The organism is Streptomyces sp. P5F9 (assembly GCF_057961495.1).
In genome coordinates, this window is record NZ_JBXVPZ010000077.1 from 11,342 (window position 1) to 28,958 (window position 17,617).

17 protein-coding genes are annotated in these 17,617 nt (G+C 70.4%); 10 read left to right on the forward strand and 7 right to left on the reverse strand.

Annotated features, from left to right (window positions below):
* Nucleotides 1–522 precede the first annotated feature (522 nt).
* Both serS and AC31A1_RS15535 read left to right on the forward strand, forming a co-directional pair.
* Nucleotides 523–1,800, forward strand: a complete 1,278-nt coding sequence (gene serS, locus AC31A1_RS15530; RefSeq protein ID WP_489653879.1) for a serine--tRNA ligase — start codon at nt 523–525, stop codon at nt 1,798–1,800.
* Nucleotides 1,797–2,600 (forward strand): HAD family hydrolase, encoded by an 804-nt coding sequence (locus tag AC31A1_RS15535; RefSeq protein WP_489653880.1) that lies wholly within the window; start codon nt 1,797–1,799, stop codon nt 2,598–2,600. Before serS ends, AC31A1_RS15535 begins: the two co-directional genes overlap by 4 nt.
* Nucleotides 2,601–3,012: 412 nt before the next feature.
* Here the strand turns inward: AC31A1_RS15535 and AC31A1_RS15540 are convergent, their stop codons facing one another.
* From AC31A1_RS15540 to AC31A1_RS15560, 5 genes are all read right to left on the reverse strand, one after another.
* A complete protein-coding gene (locus AC31A1_RS15540; protein WP_489653881.1) occupies nt 3,013–3,252 on the reverse strand; it encodes an SGM_3592 family protein in 240 nt (79 codons plus the stop codon).
* A 79-nt stretch (nt 3,253–3,331) separates the two neighbouring features.
* Nucleotides 3,332–4,051: an ABC transporter permease gene (locus AC31A1_RS15545; protein ID WP_489653882.1), complete on the reverse strand. Its 720-nt coding sequence runs from the start codon at nt 4,049–4,051 to the stop codon at nt 3,332–3,334.
* 11 nt (nt 4,052–4,062) lie between these two features.
* Complete coding sequence (locus AC31A1_RS15550; RefSeq protein ID WP_489653883.1) at nt 4,063–4,974, reverse strand: ABC transporter ATP-binding protein; 912 nt, start codon at nt 4,972–4,974, stop codon at nt 4,063–4,065.
* On the reverse strand, nt 4,971–5,879 hold the full coding sequence (locus AC31A1_RS15555) for an ABC transporter permease subunit (RefSeq protein ID WP_489653884.1): 909 nt from the start codon (nt 5,877–5,879) through the stop codon (nt 4,971–4,973). Before AC31A1_RS15555 ends, AC31A1_RS15550 begins: the two co-directional genes overlap by 4 nt.
* Complete coding sequence (locus AC31A1_RS15560) at nt 5,869–6,849, reverse strand: ABC transporter ATP-binding protein (RefSeq protein ID WP_489653893.1); 981 nt, start codon at nt 6,847–6,849, stop codon at nt 5,869–5,871. Before AC31A1_RS15560 ends, AC31A1_RS15555 begins: the two co-directional genes overlap by 11 nt.
* A 246-nt stretch (nt 6,850–7,095) precedes the next feature.
* Here AC31A1_RS15560 and AC31A1_RS15565 point away from each other — a divergent pair, with 246 nt between their 5' ends.
* From AC31A1_RS15565 to AC31A1_RS15600, 8 genes are all read left to right on the forward strand, one after another.
* Entirely contained in the window at nt 7,096–7,938 is an 843-nt protein-coding gene (locus tag AC31A1_RS15565) for a M24 family metallopeptidase (protein ID WP_489653885.1), read from the forward strand.
* Nucleotides 7,935–9,692 carry an SDR family oxidoreductase gene (locus AC31A1_RS15570; protein WP_489653886.1) on the forward strand — a complete coding sequence of 586 codons (1,758 nt, stop codon included), beginning with the start codon at nt 7,935–7,937 and terminating at the stop codon, nt 9,690–9,692. Before AC31A1_RS15565 ends, AC31A1_RS15570 begins: the two co-directional genes overlap by 4 nt.
* Nucleotides 9,689–10,576 (forward strand): metal-dependent hydrolase, encoded by an 888-nt coding sequence (locus AC31A1_RS15575; RefSeq protein WP_489653887.1) that lies wholly within the window; start codon nt 9,689–9,691, stop codon nt 10,574–10,576. Before AC31A1_RS15570 ends, AC31A1_RS15575 begins: the two co-directional genes overlap by 4 nt.
* Entirely contained in the window at nt 10,573–11,538 is a 966-nt protein-coding gene (locus AC31A1_RS15580; RefSeq protein WP_489653888.1) for a MerR family transcriptional regulator, read from the forward strand. The genes AC31A1_RS15575 and AC31A1_RS15580 overlap by 4 nt, the downstream gene beginning before the upstream one ends.
* 122 nt (nt 11,539–11,660) lie before the next feature.
* Nucleotides 11,661–12,209, forward strand: coding sequence for an RNA 2'-phosphotransferase (locus AC31A1_RS15585; RefSeq protein ID WP_489653889.1), 549 nt, complete (start codon nt 11,661–11,663; stop codon nt 12,207–12,209).
* 70 nt (nt 12,210–12,279) lie between these two features.
* The gene (locus tag AC31A1_RS15590; protein WP_489653890.1) at nt 12,280–12,726 is read left to right on the forward strand and encodes a hypothetical protein; all 447 of its coding nucleotides are present in this window, start codon (nt 12,280–12,282) and stop codon (nt 12,724–12,726) included.
* Nucleotides 12,727–12,768: 42 nt separating this feature from the next.
* Nucleotides 12,769–13,671, forward strand: a complete 903-nt coding sequence (locus tag AC31A1_RS15595) for an LLM class flavin-dependent oxidoreductase (protein ID WP_489653891.1) — start codon at nt 12,769–12,771, stop codon at nt 13,669–13,671.
* Nucleotides 13,672–13,768: 97 nt separating this feature from the next.
* Nucleotides 13,769–14,656, forward strand: coding sequence for a Cof-type HAD-IIB family hydrolase (locus AC31A1_RS15600; RefSeq protein WP_393751723.1), 888 nt, complete (start codon nt 13,769–13,771; stop codon nt 14,654–14,656).
* 60 nt (nt 14,657–14,716) lie between these two features.
* Here AC31A1_RS15600 and AC31A1_RS15605 read toward each other — a convergent pair whose 3' ends face one another.
* Complete coding sequence (locus tag AC31A1_RS15605) at nt 14,717–15,760, reverse strand: M23 family metallopeptidase (protein WP_489653892.1); 1,044 nt, start codon at nt 15,758–15,760, stop codon at nt 14,717–14,719.
* A 153-nt stretch (nt 15,761–15,913) separates the two neighbouring features.
* Nucleotides 15,914–17,581 carry a sensor histidine kinase gene (locus AC31A1_RS15610; protein ID WP_489653894.1) on the reverse strand — a complete coding sequence of 556 codons (1,668 nt, stop codon included), beginning with the start codon at nt 17,579–17,581 and terminating at the stop codon, nt 15,914–15,916.
* Nucleotides 17,582–17,617: the final 36 nt, after the last annotated feature.

Here is a 17,617-nt window from a genome sequence, read left to right on the forward strand (position 1 = left end):
CTTCGTTATCCACAGAAGTTATCCACAGGTCCGCTTCTCGACCTGGGGACAAGTCGACAACGAAGTGCGATCCAGTCGACAAATCTCCCTACAGGCCGCCCACTCGTCCACCGGGGCGTAGGTCACTCTTCGTCCACCTGTTTCCTTCGGGCAATCCTATGGAGCGACGCATTTCCACCCGAAAGTGGGTGGGAGGTGCGTTTGGGGCAGGAATTGCCCGTCGCGCGAAACCCTTTGGAAATGATCACTTCCGATGTCCACAGATCTTTCGCACACCCTGTGGATAACTCTTCCGGGATGTGGATTCCTGTGGACAACCGCGCCCTCAAGTCCCGTTTCCCACAAGGGATTCGGGTCAACAGGCCGCCTCACGCCTGCCCCGTTCCAGGGAGCTGGACGCTTTTTCGTTGACCCGCATCGCCACGCGAGAACACTCTGCGCAATTACCCCATAACTGGACGTAAGTAATAGTTCGGAATACCGAGTCGTGAGCCGGAACCCGGCACCGGTAGCCTGTTCCGCGTGATTGACCTTCGCCTGCTCCGTGAGGACCCCGACCGTGTGCGCGCGTCCCAGCGCGCCCGTGGAGAGGACGTCGCGCTCGTCGACGCTCTCCTGTCCGCCGACGAGCGGCGCAGGTCGTCCGGCGTCCGCTTCGACGAGCTGCGCTCCGAGCAGAAGGCGCTCGGCAAGCTCATCCCCAAGGCCTCCGGTGACGAGAAGGCCGAGCTGCTCAAGAAGACGGGCCAGCTCGCCGCCGACGTCAAGGCGGCCGACGCCGAGCAGCACGAGGCGGACGAGGAGACCAAGCGCCTGGCGCTCCAGCTCGGCAACCTCGTGCACCCCGACGTGCCCGTCGGCGGCGAGGAGGACTTCGTCGTCCTGGAGACGCACGGCACGATCCGCGACTTCGCCGCCGAGGGCTTCGAGCCCAAGGACCACCTGGAACTCGGCGAGTCGCTCGGCGCCATCGACGTCGAGCGCGGCGCCAAGGTGTCCGGCTCGCGCTTCTACTACCTCACGGGCGTCGGCGCCCTCCTGGAGCTGGCGCTCGTCAACGCGGCGATCGCGCAGGCCACGGAGGCCGGCTTCATCCCGATGCTGACCCCGGCGCTGGTCCGCCCGCGCGCCATGGAGGGCACCGGCTTTCTCGGCCAGGCCGCGGAGAACGTGTACCACCTGGAGAAGGACGACTTCTACCTCGTCGGCACCTCCGAGGTCCCCCTCGCCGCGTACCACATGGACGAGATCCTCGACGCGGACAAGCTCCCACTGCGCTACGCGGGCTTCTCCCCGTGCTTCCGCCGCGAGGCGGGCACGTACGGCAAGGACACGCGTGGCATCTTCCGCGTGCACCAGTTCGACAAGGTCGAGATGTTCTCGTACGTCCTCCCCGAGGACGCGGAGAACGAGCACCAGCGGCTCCTGGACTGGGAGAAGCAGTGGCTCACCGCCCTCGAACTGCCCTTCCAGGTCATCGACGTGGCCTCGGGCGACCTCGGTTCGTCGGCGTCCCGCAAGTTCGACTGCGAGGCGTGGATCCCGACCCAGGGCAAGTACCGCGAGCTGACCTCGGCCTCCAACTGCGACAGCTTCCAGGCCCGCCGGCTCTCCGTGCGGCTGCGCGACGGCAAGAAGGTCCAGCCGCTGGCCACGCTCAACGGCACGCTGTGCGCCGTACCGCGCACGATCGTGGCGATCCTGGAGAACCACCAGCTGCCCGACGGTTCCGTGCGCGTGCCCGAGGTGCTGCGTCCGTATCTCGGCGGCCGGGAGCTGCTGGAGCCGGTCGCCAAGTGAGCCCCGGCTTCCCGTACAAGCTGGTCGCGACCGACCTCGACGGAACGCTCCTGCGCTCCGACGAGTCGATCTCGCCGCGCACCCGTGCCGCCCTCGCGGCGGCCGCGGAGGCCGGTGCCGCGCACATCGTGGTGACCGGCCGGGGGGTCCCCTGGACCCGGCACATCCTCGACGACCTCGGCTACGAGGGCCTCGCGGTCTGCGGCCAGGGCGCCCAGGTCTACGACGCCGGGGAGCACCGCCTGCTGACCTCGGTCACCCTGGACCGCCAACTCGCCGGGGTGGCACTCGCCAAGATCGAGGCGGAGGTCGGCCCGCTGCACCTCGCGGCGAGCCGGGACGGTCTGGACGGCGAGGTACTGGTCAGCGACGGTTACGCGCTCACGGGCACGCTGCCGTCGACGCCCCTCTCGGACGTGTCCGAGCTGTGGGCGGCGCCGCTGAACAAGATCTACATCCAGCACCCGACCCTCACGGACGACCAGCTCGCCGAGGCGGCGCAGCTGGCCGCGGGCGGTTTCGTCTCGGTCGCGATGGCGGGCGAGGGCATCGTCGAACTGCTTCCGCTGGGCCTGTCCAAGGCCACGGGCCTGTCCATCGCGGCCCGCCGCCTGGGTCTGAAGTCCGCCGACACGATCGCCTTCGGCGACATGCCCAACGACATCGCGATGTTCGCGTGGGCGTCCCACGGCGTGGCGATGGCCAACGCGCACGAGGAACTCAAGGCGGTGGCGGACGAGGTGACGGCGTCGAACGAGGACGACGGCATCGCGGTGGTGCTGGAGCGGTTGCTCGCGTAGGTGTGGGCAACCGCCCCAGCGCAGGATGCCCCCGATAGTGGGGGCGAAAGGGAAGGCGGCCCACGCGATAATGAGTCGCGTGCTCGAAGCGGCCGCCCCGGGCAGCTCCCCGTGGTGGGCGACTCGACGGAGGGTAACTACTCCGGAGACCGCCGCGGGCTGCCCTGAAGGGAGTTGGACGTCCTGTCGTGCATCGACATCGTCCAGCTCCTCTCCCAGTCGGTGGCGCCGGCTGATCCGGCGTCGACACAACAACTGTGCCGGTACGCCGAGTTGGACGCCACCGAATTAACCAGGGCTCAGGCAAGCGCCCCAAAGGGGCGCGGGGCTGTGACACTGTGCGGCTCCGCCGCGTGGGCGCGACCAGCCCCCACCGACCCGCGGCCAACGAACTAAGCACCCGGCAAAACCCTTACCGCCGCCGCCACTTACGCCGCCGAGCCTTGCTGAAGAACCACCCCGCGGGCGGCTCGTCAGAGCGCCACGGCTGCGGCTCGGGCGACTCCGCGCGCCAGCGCGCCGTGAGCATCCGCGCGCGGGCGGACGGCTCGGCCGTCTCGGCGGACCGTATGAAGTCGTCGTCCAGGACCAGCTTGTCCCAGCCGTCCCCGGACTCCGCCTGACCGCCGCCGTACGTCGCCTCTCCGGCCATCCCCGTTCCTCCTAGCCGTGCGTCCTGTTTGCCCAGTGTGCCCGGACAGAGATGAAGCCCCCGTCAAGATCAGGACCTGTCATTCCTCGCCGGCGAGCTTCAGCGAGCGCAGCTTCTGTCCGGCGTACCAGGTGGCTCCCGCGGTGACCGCGACGAGGAACACCGTGGCCGTGGTCAGTCCGACGTCCGAGGTGACCAGGTCTCCGCCGGCGACCTTGTGGGCGACCGCCAGGGACCACTGCTGGACGCTGAGCGTGCGCGCGCCGGCGACCAGGGAGCCGAACAGGGCTTCCCAGACGAGGGCGTAGACGAGTCCGAAGACCACCGCGTGCCGGGAGACCGTGCCGAGCAGCAGGAAGAGTGCCGCGTAGGCGATGGAGGCGACCAGCGCGGCCACCGTGTAGGCGACGGCGATCTGCTGTCCGTTGCCGTTGAGGATGAGGCCGGCGATCAGCATGGGGACCGCCGAGAACACCATGGTGACGGCGACCGCCACGATCAGCTTGGTGAAGATGATCGTGGGCCGCTTCAGCGGCTTGGACAGCAGGTACACCACGGAGCCGTCGTCGATCTCCGGTCCGATCGCGCCGGTGCCCGCGATGACGCCGATGATCGGCACCATCGTGGCGAGCCCGAGCCCGCCCAGGACGTCGACCGCGGTCTGGTCGTCGGCTCCGGTGAGGCCCCGCACCACCACGGAGATCATGATCAGCAGGACGGGCAGGGCGCCCAGGATGAGGGCCCGGCGCCGGCCGAGCAGGGCCCGGTAGGTGAGTCGGGCGACTGTGGGGTCGTACATCTCTTGGCCTCCTACGCCGCGACGAGATACGAGAAGACTGATTCGAGCGACTCGTCCGACGGCGAGACCGCGAGCAGCCGGATGCCGTGCTCCTTGGCCACCCGGGGCAGCAGGGCCGTGAACCGGCCGAAGTCGACGGCCTGGATGCGCAGCGCGCCCTCGGCCAGGTCGACCTCGATGCCGGACGTCGACGGGTCGGCGATCAGCGCGGCCGCGAGGGCGCGGTCGTCGCTGGAGCGGACCAGGTAGCGGTGCGGGCGGTCGGTCATCAGGCGGCGGATCTTGCGGAAGTCACCGCTGGCCGCGTGCCGGCCGGCCACCACCACCTCGATGTGCCAGGCGAGTTGCTCGACCTCTTCGAGGATGTGGGACGAGAACAGCACCGTACGGCCCTCGTCGCCCATCCGCCGCAGCAGGTCCATGAGTTGCATGCGCTGGCGCGGGTCCATGCCGTTGAACGGCTCGTCCAGCAGGAGCAGCGACGGTTCGTGCACCAGGGCGCTGGCCATCTTCACGCGCTGACGCATGCCCTTGGAGTACGTGGAGATCTTCCGGTCCTGCGCGTACTCCATCTCGACCGTGGCCAGCGCCTTCTGGGCGGCCTTGGCGCCGAGACCGTGCAACTCGGCGTTGGCGACGACGAATTCGCGTCCGGTGAGGAAGTCGTACATCGCCTCGCGCTCGGGGACGATGCCGATGTGCTTGTAGATCTGCTCGTTGCGCCAGACCTGCTGGCCGTCGAGGGTGACGGTGCCGGTGGAGGGGGCGAGGAAGCCGCCCATCATATTGATGAGGGTGGACTTTCCGGCGCCGTTCGGGCCGAGGAGTCCGGTGACGCCGGGGCCGACGTTCATGGTGATGTCGTTGACGGCGACCACGTTGCCGAACCAGCGGGAGACGTGGTCGATGGAGAGCGTGGTCACAGGCCCACCTTCCGGTAGCGGCGGATCAGGAGGCCGTAGGTCGCGGCGATGAGGCCCAGGACGGCGAGGACGTAGACAACGCCCTCCGCGTGGCTGGGGCCGACGCCTCCGGGGAACGCCGAACTCGCGCCCAGGAACGCCGACTGAAGGCCGTCGATGAGCGTGACGGGCGAGAAGAGGCCGATCCAGGGGATGGCGCTCGTGGAGTTCTGCGCGTCGGCGATCGCCTGGAGGGTGGAGACGGCGCCGGAGGAGATGGTCAGTACGGCGATGACGGCGGCGATGCCGAAGCCGCGGCGCGGGGTGACCGCGGCGATGACCAGGCCGATGCCGGCGAAGAGCAGCGAGAGGAGGGTCACGGAGACGAGTCCCTGGGCGAAGCCCTTGGTCTGGTCGGCGAAGTCCAGCTTGGCGAGCAGGGCGCCCACGTAGAGCACGATCAGCGGGGCGGCGGTCAGGACGAGCATGGCCGAGGCCAGGGCCGCGAACTTGGCCCGCACATAGTCGGCGGTCTCGATCGGCCGCGAGAAGTACAGCGGCACGGTCTTGAAGCGCAGGTCGCGCGAGACCGACTGCGGTGCCTGCGAGGCGACGTAGAGGCCGATGACGGCCTGCATGATGATCGCGTAGCGCGTGTAGTCGACGGGCAGGTCCTTGGCCTTCGTGGCGACCGCGACGGCCACCATGATGGCCGCGGGCACGCACATGACCACGAACAGCAGCATCGGCAGCACTTTGGACTTCACCGAGCGGCCGAGGCCGTAGGAGCCGCGCAGGGACTGCGAGCAGAGGGAGCGGCGGGCGTAGGCGCGGCCCAGGCGGGGGCCGTCGTAGTGGCGGTAGCCGATGTTGTGGATGCGGGTCTGGTCGCCCGGCTGGGGGACCAGGGGCTGGTCAATTGCCATGGCCTACGGCCTCCTTCCGCTCTGCGTCGCTGTCGGTGCCGGTGTCGGCGTCGGTGAAGACCTCGGAGATGTGGTGCCTGCGCTGCTCCATGCGCACAAGGCCCAGGCCGAGGTCCGCGATCGTGTCCCGGACCACGTCGTACGTCTCCTCGCCCGTGGCCGTCAGGAGGAGGACGTGGCCCGCGCCCGGCAGGCCGCTGCCGTCGTGGGTGTCCACCCCGCGCGCGTGGAGCGCGTCGCGCACCGCGCGGGTGCCGTCCGGGTGGTCGTCGGTGTCGGTGACCTCGATCGCCAGGGTCGTCGTGGTCTGGGTGAAGTCCGTGGTGGAACTTGAGCGCAGGAGCTTGCCGCCGTCGACCACGATCACGTGGTCGCAGGTGCGCTCCAGCTCGCCCAACAGGTGCGAGGTCACCAGGACCGAGATGCCGAAGTCCGTGTGGATGCGGCGGATGAGGCCGAGCATCTCGTCGCGGCCGACCGGGTCGAGGCCGTTGGTCGGCTCGTCCAGGAAGACCAGCTGCGGGTCGTGGACGAGGGCCTGCGCGAGCTTGACGCGCTGCTTCATGCCCGTCGAGTAGCCGCCGATGGGGCGGTAGCGCTCCTCGTACAGACCGACATGGCGCAGGGTGTCCGCGGTGCGCTCGCGGGCCGCGGTGGGCGGCAGGCCGGACATGCGCGCCATGTGGACGACGAACTCGGTGGCCGAGACGTCGGGCGGCAGACAGTCGTGCTCCGGCATGTACCCGACGCGCTCGCGGATGTCGGCACCCTTGGTGGCGACATCGAGGCCGAGCACTTCGGCTCGGCCCTCGGAGGCGGGGGACAGACCCAGCAGGATCTTGATCAAGGTGGACTTGCCGGCTCCATTGGCACCGACGAGCCCTGTCACACCGGGTCCGACGTCCACGGAGAGCCGGTCAAGCGCGGTCACCCGTGGGAACCGCTTGCTCAGGCTTTCGGTCGCGATCACAGTCACGTCTACGAAGGTAGTGACGCGGACCACTGCGGTCGTCACCCCGCAGAGCTGTCCTCACGTCAGACTCCAGACGTACGGGTCCGTAGGGGATGCCCCTACCTGAGAGCTACGCGACCGGCCCTCGCGGTTATCCACAGGTAGAGATCACGCCTATTGACGCAGCCTCTAACAACTGTCACATTCACGAGTGTCAAGTTGCGAGCACGTACCGCAGTCGGTGTGGACAGGTGGGGCGGTGGCATGACTACGGCGGTGACACGCGAACTCTCCGCGGAACTGCGGGGGTTCAGGGAGGTCCAGCGGCTGGCGTACGAGTGCGCCGAGGCCGTCGCGGACCGGTTGGAACCCGGGGTGACCGAGCGCGACGCGGCGCGGATGCAGCGGTCGTGGCTCCGCGCGCGGGGTGTGCGGGACTGGTTCCATCTGCCCTTCGCCTGGTTCGGCGACCGCACGGCGTTCACGGGCTTCCTGGTGCCGCTGCAGTTCTTCCCCACGGGCCGCCGGCTTGAGCCCGGGATGCCGTTCATCCTGGACATGGCCCCCGTGTACAAGGGCTTCACGGCCGACATCGGCTACTCGGGCTCCCTGGGCGCCAACCCGGTGCAGGACAGGCTGATGGCCGACCTGGAGGCGCACCGCGCGCTGCTCCTGCGCGAGGTGCGCGAGCGGCGCCCGCTGCGCGAGATCTACGAGGACGTGGACCGCCTCATGGTCGGCCAGGGCTACGCCAACCGGCACCGCGCGTATCCCTTCGGCGTGATCGCGCACAAGGTCGACCGGGTCGCCGAACGCCCTTGGTCCCCAAGGCTGTTCGGGTTCGGCACCCAGTCCCTGAAGGGCCTCGCGAGCGACGCGCTGCACGGCCACCGCGACGGCTGGTCCCCGCTCTGGTCGCCGTACCGCTTCTCCGACCATCCCCCGCACCCGGGCCTGTGGGCGGTCGAACCGCATCTCGGATTCCGGGGCACGGGCGCCAAGTTCGAGGAGATCCTCGTCGTCACCGATTCCAAGGACCCCGAACAGAGCGCCTTCTGGCTCGACGACGATCTGCCGCACGTGCGGCGCTGGGCGGAGGACAAGTGACGCTTGAGGGTGCGCGTGAGCGCTGGGTGCGGACCGGCGGAGTCGAGCTGTGCGTGGCCGAGCTGGGGGACCCCTCGCGCCCCACGGTCGTCCTGGTGCACGGCTACCCCGACAGCAAGGAGGTGTGGTCCCAGGTCGCGTCCCGGCTCGCGGACCGCTTCCACGTCGTCCTCTACGACGTCCGGGGCCACGGCCGGTCGACGGCACCGGAGCCGCTGCGGGGCGGGTTCACCCTGGAGAAGCTCACGGACGACTTCCTGGCGGTCGCGGACGCGGTCAGCCCGGACCGGCCCGTGCACCTCGTAGGGCACGACTGGGGCTCGGTGCAGTCCTGGGAGTTCGTCACCGTCGAGCGCACGGTGGGCCGGATCGCCTCCTTCACGTCGATGTCCGGGCCGTCCCTCGACCACTTCGGGCATTGGATCAACAAGCGCCTGACCCGGCCCACCCCGCGCCGCGTCGGCCAACTCCTCGGCCAGGGCGCCAAGTCCTGGTACGTGTACCTGCTGCACACGCCCGTGCTGCCCGAACTCGCCTGGCGCGGCCCCCTGGGCAAGCGCTGGCCGAAGATCCTTGAGCGCGTCGAGAAGGTCCCCGGCGGCGACTACCCCACGTCGTCGCTCCCCACGGACGCGGCCCACGGCGCCTGGCTGTACCGCGACAACATCCGCGCGAGGCTGCGCAGGCCACGCCCCGACGCGTACGCGCACGCGCCCGTGCAGCTCGTCACGCCCCTGGGGGACGCGTTTCTCTCCGAGAAGCTCTACGACGAACTGGAACTGTGGGCGCCGGGGGTGGTGCGCCACACGCTGCCCGCCAAGCACTGGATCCCACGCACCCGCCCCGATCAACTGGCGTCCTGGATCACGGAGTTCGTGACCACCCATGAGGGCGAGCGCCCCAGGTCGACGCCGGCGACCGGCAAGTACGTCGAGCGGTTCGGCGGGCAGCTCGTGCTGGTCACGGGCGCGGGCAGCGGCATCGGGCGGGCCACGGCGTTCGCCTTCGCCGAGTCCGGCGCGCGCGTGGTGGCCGTCGACCGGGACACGGAGAGCGCGGCCCGCACCGCCGAACTGGCCCGGCTGATCGGCGCCCCCGAGGCCTGGGCGGAGACGGTCGACGTCTCCGACGAGCAGGCCATGGAGAAGCTCGCAGCGAAGGTCGCCGCCGAGTACGGCGTGGTGGACGTCCTGGTGAACAACGCCGGAATCGGACTCTCCGGTTCCTTCTTCGACACCACCCCGGAGGACTGGAAGAAGGTCCTCGACGTCAACCTGTGGGGCGTGATCCACGGCTGCCGCCTCTTCGGGAAACAGATGGCCGAGCGCGGCCAGGGCGGCCACATCGTCAACACGGCCTCGGCGGCGGCCTTCCAGCCCTCCAAGGTGCTGCCCGCCTACAGCACCTCCAAGGCGGCCGTGCTGATGCTCAGCGAGTGCCTGCGCGCGGAACTCTCCGGCCAGGGGATCGGTGTCTCGGCGATATGCCCGGGCCTCGTCAACACCAACATCACCTCGACCGCGCACTTCGCCGGGGTCGACGCCGCCGAGGAGAAACGGCGCCAGAAGAAGTCGGCACGGCTCTACGGGCTGCGGAACTACCCGCCGGAGAAGGTCGCCGACGCGATCCTGCGGGCCGTCGTCCGCAACGAGGCCGTCGTGCCCGTCACCCCGGAGGCGCGCGGCGCCCATCTGATGTCCCGGTTCGCCCCGCGCGCGTTGCGGGCGATGGCCCGCCTGGAGCCGCCGCTGTGACCTCCGGGAACGAGCAGCACACGATCGCCCCGCGCCGGGTCACCTTCGACTGGGCGCGCACACCCCTGCACTGGATACCGGACGAGCCGACCGCCACCCACGTCATCAACGTGCTGCATCTGCTGCTGCCGGCGGGGGAGCGGTGGTTCGTGAAGGTCTTCAAGGAGGGCCTGCCACTGGTCAGGGACCCCGAACTCCTCGCGGACGTCAAGGGGTTCATGGGCCAGGAGGCCACCCACAGCGTCCAGCACGCGCACGTGCTGGACCATCTCGCGGCCCAGCGCCTCGACACCGCGGACTTCACCCGGCACGTCGACTTCCTCTTCGAACGGCTCCTCGGCGAACGCCCGCCGCTCGGCGCACCGGTGCCGGAGCGGGAGTGGCTGCGCTTCCGGCTGGCGGTCGTCGCGGCGATCGAACAGTTCACGGCGGTGCTGGGTGACTGGATCCTGGCCGCCGAGGCCCTCGACCGGGCAGGCGCCGACGCGATCATGCTGGACCTGCTGCGCTGGCACGGCGCCGAGGAGGTCGAACACCGCGCGGTGGCCTACGACATGTTCCAGCACTGCGGCGGCCACGGCCTCCCCCGCTACGCCCGCCGCGTCGCCGGCATGGCGGTGACGGCACCCGTGATGCTCTCCCTGTGGGCCTGGGGCACGGCCTACTTGATCCGCCACGACCCCCAACTCGCCGGCCGCGTGCGCTACTCGCTCACCGAACACAACAGGGCCGTACGAAAAGGCCTGTTGCCCACCTGGCGCTCACTCGGCGCGGCCGTCCCCCGCTATCTGCGCCGCTCCTACCATCCGTCGCGGGAGGGGTCGTTGAACCGGGCGGTGGAGTACCTGAAGCGCTCACCGGCGGCACGGGCGGGGGCCGCGTGAACACCGGGTCGGGTTCGGGCTCCGGCCCTCGCGAAGCGGCCTACCGCATCGAGGACCTCGCGCACCTCAGCGGCGCCACCGTCCGCACCATCCGCGCCTACCAGGACCGCGGCCTGCTCCCCCGCCCCGAGCGGCGGGGCCGGGCCAACGTGTACGCCGATGTCCATCTCGCCCGGCTCCGGCAGATCGCGGACCTGCTCGACCGCGGCTACGGCCTGGCCTCCATCAAGGAGTTGCTGGACGCCTGGGACGCGGGCCGGGGGCTGGGCGGGGTGCTCGGGCTGGCCGCCGAGGTGGACGGGCCGTGGACCGACGAGGAAGCCGTCCGGATCTCGCGCGCCGAGCTGGAACAGCGCTTCGGCGGCAGCCCGGACGACGCCGCAGTCGCCGAGGCCGTCGAACTCGGCGTACTGGAACCGGTCCCCGGAGATCCCGACTCCTTCCTCGTGCCGAGCCCCCAAGAGCTGGCTGTGGCCGTCGAGTTGTACGCCTCGGGTGTTCCCCTGCCCGCGATCTCGTCCCACCTAAGGGAGTTGAGGGTCCAGGTAGAGCACATCGCCTCCCGTTTCCTGGAGTTCACCACCGAGCACGTCTTCGCCCGCTACCTCGACGGACCGCACCCTCCGACCGACGCGGACGCGACCGAAGCGGCCTCGCTCGTACGACGGCTGCGGCCCCTCGCCCAGCAGACCGTGGACGCCGAACTCGCCCGCGCGATGCGCCTGTTCGCCAACCGGACCCTGCGTCGGCACCTCGGTACGGCGGAACCTCCGCAATCCGTGTCCTCATCACGTTCCGTGGCCGTGCCCGAGACGACAATGCGGGCTGTTGAGGGGTTGGTTGGCCCGGCGAAGGCGGCGGAGTTCATCGCGCTGGCGGCTGAACGGGAGCTGCGGGCAAGGGCTTTGGATGCGCTCATGCCAAGGGGTGGGCCCCCAGCCGATCTTGACGAACAGGTGTGACATGACAGGGAGTTGTCCACAGAAACGCCAATTCCCCTGTGGATAACTACAGTTGGTTGTGGATCAAACATCGGCCGCAAAATAAAGTGCGTGATCCACGTCTCTCCCGTCATGCTGACCGGATGGATGAAAGACGCACCGTGAAGGTGTCGAAGTACCTCTCCAAGCATCTGCGCCACCAGCCCGAGCGGATCGGGCTCACCCTCGACGAGGCCGGCTGGGTCGAGATCGACACGCTGATCGCCGCCTGTGCCGCACACGGGTTCCGGTTCGACCGCGAAGAACTCGACCACGTGGTGGCCACGAACGACAAGCGCCGCTTCGCGATCGAGAGCACCCGTATCCGCGCCAGCCAGGGCCACAGCATCGAGGTCGACCTCGGACTGCCCCCGGCCACCCCGCCGCCGTACCTCTTCCACGGCACGGTCGCACGCAACCTGGACGCGATCCGGGCCGAAGGGCTCCGGCCCATGAACCGCCACGCCGTCCACCTCTCCGCCGACCGGGAGACCGCGACCCGTGTCGGCGCCCGCCGCGGCCGGCCCGTCGTGCTCTCCGTGGACGCGGGCACGATGCACAAGGACGGCCATGTGTTCCGGGTCAGCGAGAACGGGGTCTGGCTCACGGAGGCCGTACCCGTGCGGTATCTACGGTTCCCCGCGCCCCACTGACCCCGCACCGCGCGAGGATCACCGCCCCCGGCATGGCCTCGGCCGCGCCACCCCCGGCATGATCAGTGGTATGGACCAATTCCACAGCACCGAGGCCGCCGTCACCGCCCTCCGCGCCATCGCGTCCGAGTACACGCGGGAGATCGAGGTCACCCATGACATCGGCGCCGACCAGACCTCCCGCCGCACCTCCGCGGGCTTCGACGTCACCACCGACCCGGACGGTTCACTCCCGCACGAGGCCTTCGCCGAGTTCGGCGGACTGCCGCGGGTGAGCGTGCGGCTCTATCCCGAGGACGACGCCCTGATCACGGTCGAGGGCATCGACTGCCCCGACGTCGCGCGCGACGACGTCCCCGCCTTCCTCCGCTCCGTCTTCGACGGCCACGCCTACGTCAAGACCCGTAGCTTCCCGCCCAGTTGTCGCCTGATCGTCCCGCTGCCCGGTGACCGGACGCACGAGGAGTGGATCTCGATGATCATCCTCACTCCGTGGCTCAACAGCCGCATACGGTGACGGTTTCACGTGAAACACGGACAGCCGCATAGCCTGGGATTCATGAGCCTGCGTCTGAGCACCGTGATCCTCCCGTACCGCCGCTGGAACGAGGGGAGCCGCGAGTCCTGGCAACGCGCGGAGCAGCTCGGCTTCCACACCGGTTTCACCTACGACCACCTGTCCTGGCGCACCTTCCGGGACGGCCCGTGGTTCGGTGCCGTACCGACGCTGACCGCCGCCGCGGCCGTCACCGAGCGGATGCGTCTGGGCACCCTCGTCACCTCGCCGAATTTCCGGCACCCGGTGACCCTCGCCAAGGAACTCATCTCGCTCGACGACGTCTCCGACGGGCGGGTCACCCTGGGCATCGGTGCGGGCGGCACCGGCTTCGACGCCACCGCGCTCGGGCAGGAGCCGTGGAACCCGCGTGAGCGTGCCGACCGGTTCGGGGAGTTCGTTCCGCTGCTGGACCGGCTGCTCACCGAGGACTCGGTGTCGTACGTGGGGGACTTCTACTCGGCGCACGAGGCGCGGAACATTCCTGGCTGTGTGCAGCGGCCCCGGCTGCCCTTCGCGGTGGCCGCCACCGGTCCTCGCGGGCTGAAACTCGCCGCCCGGTACGGGCAGGCGTGGGTGACCACCGGCGACCCCAAGCTGTTCGAGAACGGCACCCCTGAGCAGTCGGTTCACGCCATGCGCGGGCAGGTCGACAAGCTGGCCGACGCCTGCGCCGCGATCGGCCGGGACGCGGCCGGGATCGACAAGATCCTGCTCACCGGTTTCACCCCGGACCGCGGCCGTCCACTGGAGTCCCTCGGCGCCTTCGTCGACTTCGCGGGCCGGCACCAGGAACTGGGCTTCACCGACATCGTGATCCACTGGCCCATCCCGGACTCCGACTTCGCCGCGGACGAGAAGGTCTTCGAGCAGATCGCCATGGAGGCCCCGGCCCAGCTCCGCTGAGCCGGCACCCCGCCCCGCCGACACCGTGGAGTACAACGGCCCTGGTAGGGGCGGTAACCACTCACCTGTGCACACTCCCGCACAGCCGTGCGGGCATATGCGGGAGAATGGCCCGGTGACCTCAGCGACTCGACAGCCCGAGACCCCGGCCGCCGCCGTCCCGCCACGGCTGATCGCCACCGACCTGGACGGCACCCTGCTGCGCGACGACAAGTCGGTGTCCCCCCGCACGGTGGCGGCCCTGGCGGCAGCCGAGGAGGCGGGTGTCGAGGTCTTCTTCGTCACCGGCCGCCCGGCCCGCTGGATGGACGTCGTCAGCGACCACGTCCACGGCCACGGCCTGGCGATCTGCGGCAACGGCGCCGCCGTGGTCGACCTGCACGGCGGCCCCGGCGCCCACCGCTTCGTGAAGGTCCGCGAACTGGCCCGGGAGAACGCCCTCGACGCCGTACGCCTGGTGCGCGAGGCGGCGCCCGGGACGGTGTACGCGATCGAGCTGACGTACGGCTTCTACCAGGAGCCGGCGTATCCGAAGCTGCACCTGGAGATACCGGACACCCTCGCCACCGCCGAGAAACTCCTGGCGCCGGACGCCCCGGGGGCCGACGAGCCGGTGCTGAAGATCCTCGCGTTCCACCCCGAGCTGGACCCGGACGTCTTCCTGAACGTCGCCCGCCTCGCCCTCGGCGACCGCGCGAACGTCACCCGCTCCAGCCCCAGCGCCCTGCTGGAAATCAGCGGACCCGGCGTCTCCAAGGCCAGCACCCTCGCCCTGTGCTGTGCGGAGCGCGGTATCGCGCCCGAGGAGGTCGTCGCCTTCGGGGACATGCCGAACGACGTCGAGATGCTCACCTGGGCGGGACAGTCGTACGCGATGGGCAACGCGCACCCCGCCGTACTCGCCGCGGCCTCCGGGCGGACCGTCGACAACAACGAGGACGGCGTGGCGGTCGTGATCGAGCGGATGCTGGCCGAGCGGCGGTGACGGCGGCCGTAGTAACGGGCGTAGTCCCGGAGCGCGCCCCTTACGCGAGCGACGAGTGCCCTAGCCGAGCGGGACTCCTCGCTGTGCCAGCCACGGCAGGGGGTCGACCGCCGATCCCATGTCCGGGGTGACCCGTACCTCGAAGTGCAGATGTGGGCCGGTGGAGTTGCCGGTCGTGCCGGACTGGGCGATCCACTGGCCGGTGGTGACACGGTCCCCCTGGTCGACGGTGACGGCGGCGAGGTGGGCGTACTGCGTGTAGTAGCCGCCCGGGTGCTCGATGACGATCTCGATGCCGAAGGCGCCTCCGCAGGACACCCGCACCACCCGGCCCGCCCCGGCCGCCCGGACCGGAGTGCCGATGGGCACCGCGAAGTCCTGGCCGGTGTGCCGGTTCGCCCAGCGGGAGCCGCCGCTGCCGAAGCCCGCGGACAGGTCGACGGTCTCCACCGGCGCGACCCACGGGTCGGTGACCTGGGTCGGCGGCTGGTCGAGGCGGACGGCGCCCCGGCAGCTGCCCGCCGCGACCGAGGCGTCCGCCTGGCCCTGCAACTGGCCGCGCGCCTCTTCGAGTTTCCGCTGGATGCCCTGCTTCAGGTCGGCGAGTTCGGCGTTGCGCTTCTCCAGCGTCCGCCACGCCGACGCGGCCTTCGCCTCGTCACCGGCGAGGCGCGCCTCGGCCCGGTGGCTCCTGCCGATCGCGTTGCCGACGGCGAGATCCGCCTGGGAGAAGACGTGCTGATCGCGCATCAGGTCCTCGGGGCTGTCCGCGAGGATGATCCGGGCCGCCATGGGGATACCGCCGCCGCTGCGGTACTGGGCACGGGCGATCCGGCCCAGGTCCTCGTGCAGCCGTGCGATCTCCCGCCGTTCGCGGTCCAGTTGCCCCTCGACCTGCTGGGCACGGGCCCGTTGCGTGTCGGCCTCCTGCCGCCCCGCCTCGTACCGCTGCGCCGCGACGGCCGCGTCCTGGTACAGCCGCGCCACCTCCGCACTGGCCCCGGCGGCGCCCTGGGAGTCACCGTCGCCGGGGCGGGCCGCCAGGACGGCGAGCGCGCACAGCAGCACCGGAACGAGCAGTGGATGACGGCGAGATGAGCGCATGTCAGCGATCGTGACCCGCGCGACGGACGAAGGCCCTGTTCAAGTCGTACGCATGGGGGACGCGTTGCTGCGAACGGCTCAGCGGGAGCCACAGCGGACGGGGGTCCTGACAGGGCTCAGTGGGAGTGACGGCGGACAGGGTCCCGCCGGGGCTCAGTGGAAGCCGCTCTGAACAGGGGCCCGGCCGGGGCTCAGTGGGGGTGCCTGCCACACCACCGTCGTACCGCCGCCGTCCTCGCCGATGCCCGGCCCGTACCAGCTGTCGCCGCCCAGGGATTCGGCCCGGCGCTTGAGGTTCTTCAGGCCGCTGCGCCGACCGCCGGCCGGGATGCCGACCCCGTCGTCCGCGACGGTGAGCCGTACGCCGGGCCGCCCGTCAGGCAGGGTGGCGGTGGCGTCGACGACGACCTCGATGCGAGCGGCCTCCGCGTGCCGGAACGCGTTGGAGAGTGCCTCGCGCAGGGCGGCGATGAGGTTCTTGCCGGTGAGGTCGCCGACCGTCGTGTCGACCGCGCCGACGAAACGGTGCCCGGGCTTGAAACCGAGCGGCACGGCCGCCATGTTGATCTCCCGCAGCACCCGCGTACGCAGCCCTGAGGGCGCTTCGGCGGGGCCCTGCTGGAGCGCGAAGATCGCGGTGCGGATCTCCTGGATGGTGACGTCGAGTTCGTCGACGGCGTTGCCCACACCGTGCCGCACCTCGGGGACGAGCGGCCCGCGCTGGGCGCTCTCCAGCATCATCCCGGTGGCGAACAGCCGTTGGATGACCAGGTCGTGCAGGTCGCGGGCGATCCGGTCGCGGTCCTCGTACACCGCGAGCCGCTCCCGGTCGCGCTGGGCCTCGGCCATCATCAGCGCGAGCGCGGCCTGCGAGGCGAACTGGATCGCCAGGGTGCGCTCGGCCTCCGTGAACGGCCGCTCGCCCTGCGCACGGGGCGTGACCAGGGCCCCCAGGACGCGCCCTCCGCTCTGCAGGGGCAGCGCCATGATCGGCCCGTACGCGCGCGCGAGGGCGCTGATCATCCGGGGATCGGTGGCCGCGTCCGCCACGAACACCGGCTGTCCGTCGAGGAGTTGGGCGACGATCGCGCTGTCCGGCGGGACGACCCTGCCGAGCTGGTCCGACGGCTCTTCCGAGGCCACGGCGACGATCTCCATGCCGCCCTCGGCGGCGGGCAGCAGCACGATCCCGGCCGCCGAACCGGACAGTCGGCGGGCCCGTTCCGCGACGACCTGCAGCGCGTCCTCGGCGTCCCCGCCGGACAGCAGGGCGGTCGTGACGGCCACCGACCCGTCGATCCACCGCTCGCGCTGTTTGGCGGCCTCGTACAGCCTGGCGTTGCCGATGGCGATACCGGCCTCGGTCGCCAGCACCCGGACCATGCTGACGTCGTAGTCGTTGAAGGGGTCGCCGCCGCGCTTCTCGCCGAGATAGAGGTTCCCGAAGACCTCCCCCGAGACGCGAACGGGAACGCCGAGGAAGCCGCGGATCCGTGGATGGTGCTCGGGAAAACCCAAGGAGCGCGGGTCCTTGCTCACATCCACCAGCCGTACCGGCTCCGGCTCCCGGATGAGCGCGCCGAGCAGCCCCGTGTGTCCGTCGGGAAACCGCCCGATGCGTCGCGCGGTCCCGGCGTCGACCCCGTGGAAGACGAAGTCGGCGAGCGCGTCGCCGTCCTCGTCGACGACACCGATCCCCGCGTAACGGGCTTCCGTCAGCGTGGCCGCCGCCTCGCAGATCCGCTCCAGCGTGGAGTGCAGTTCGAGCCCGCTCCCCACGGACCGCATGGCCGCCAGCAACTGCGGAACGCGGGCAGCCAGTTCGGCCGAGAGTCCCGGGGCGGGCGACGGGGGACC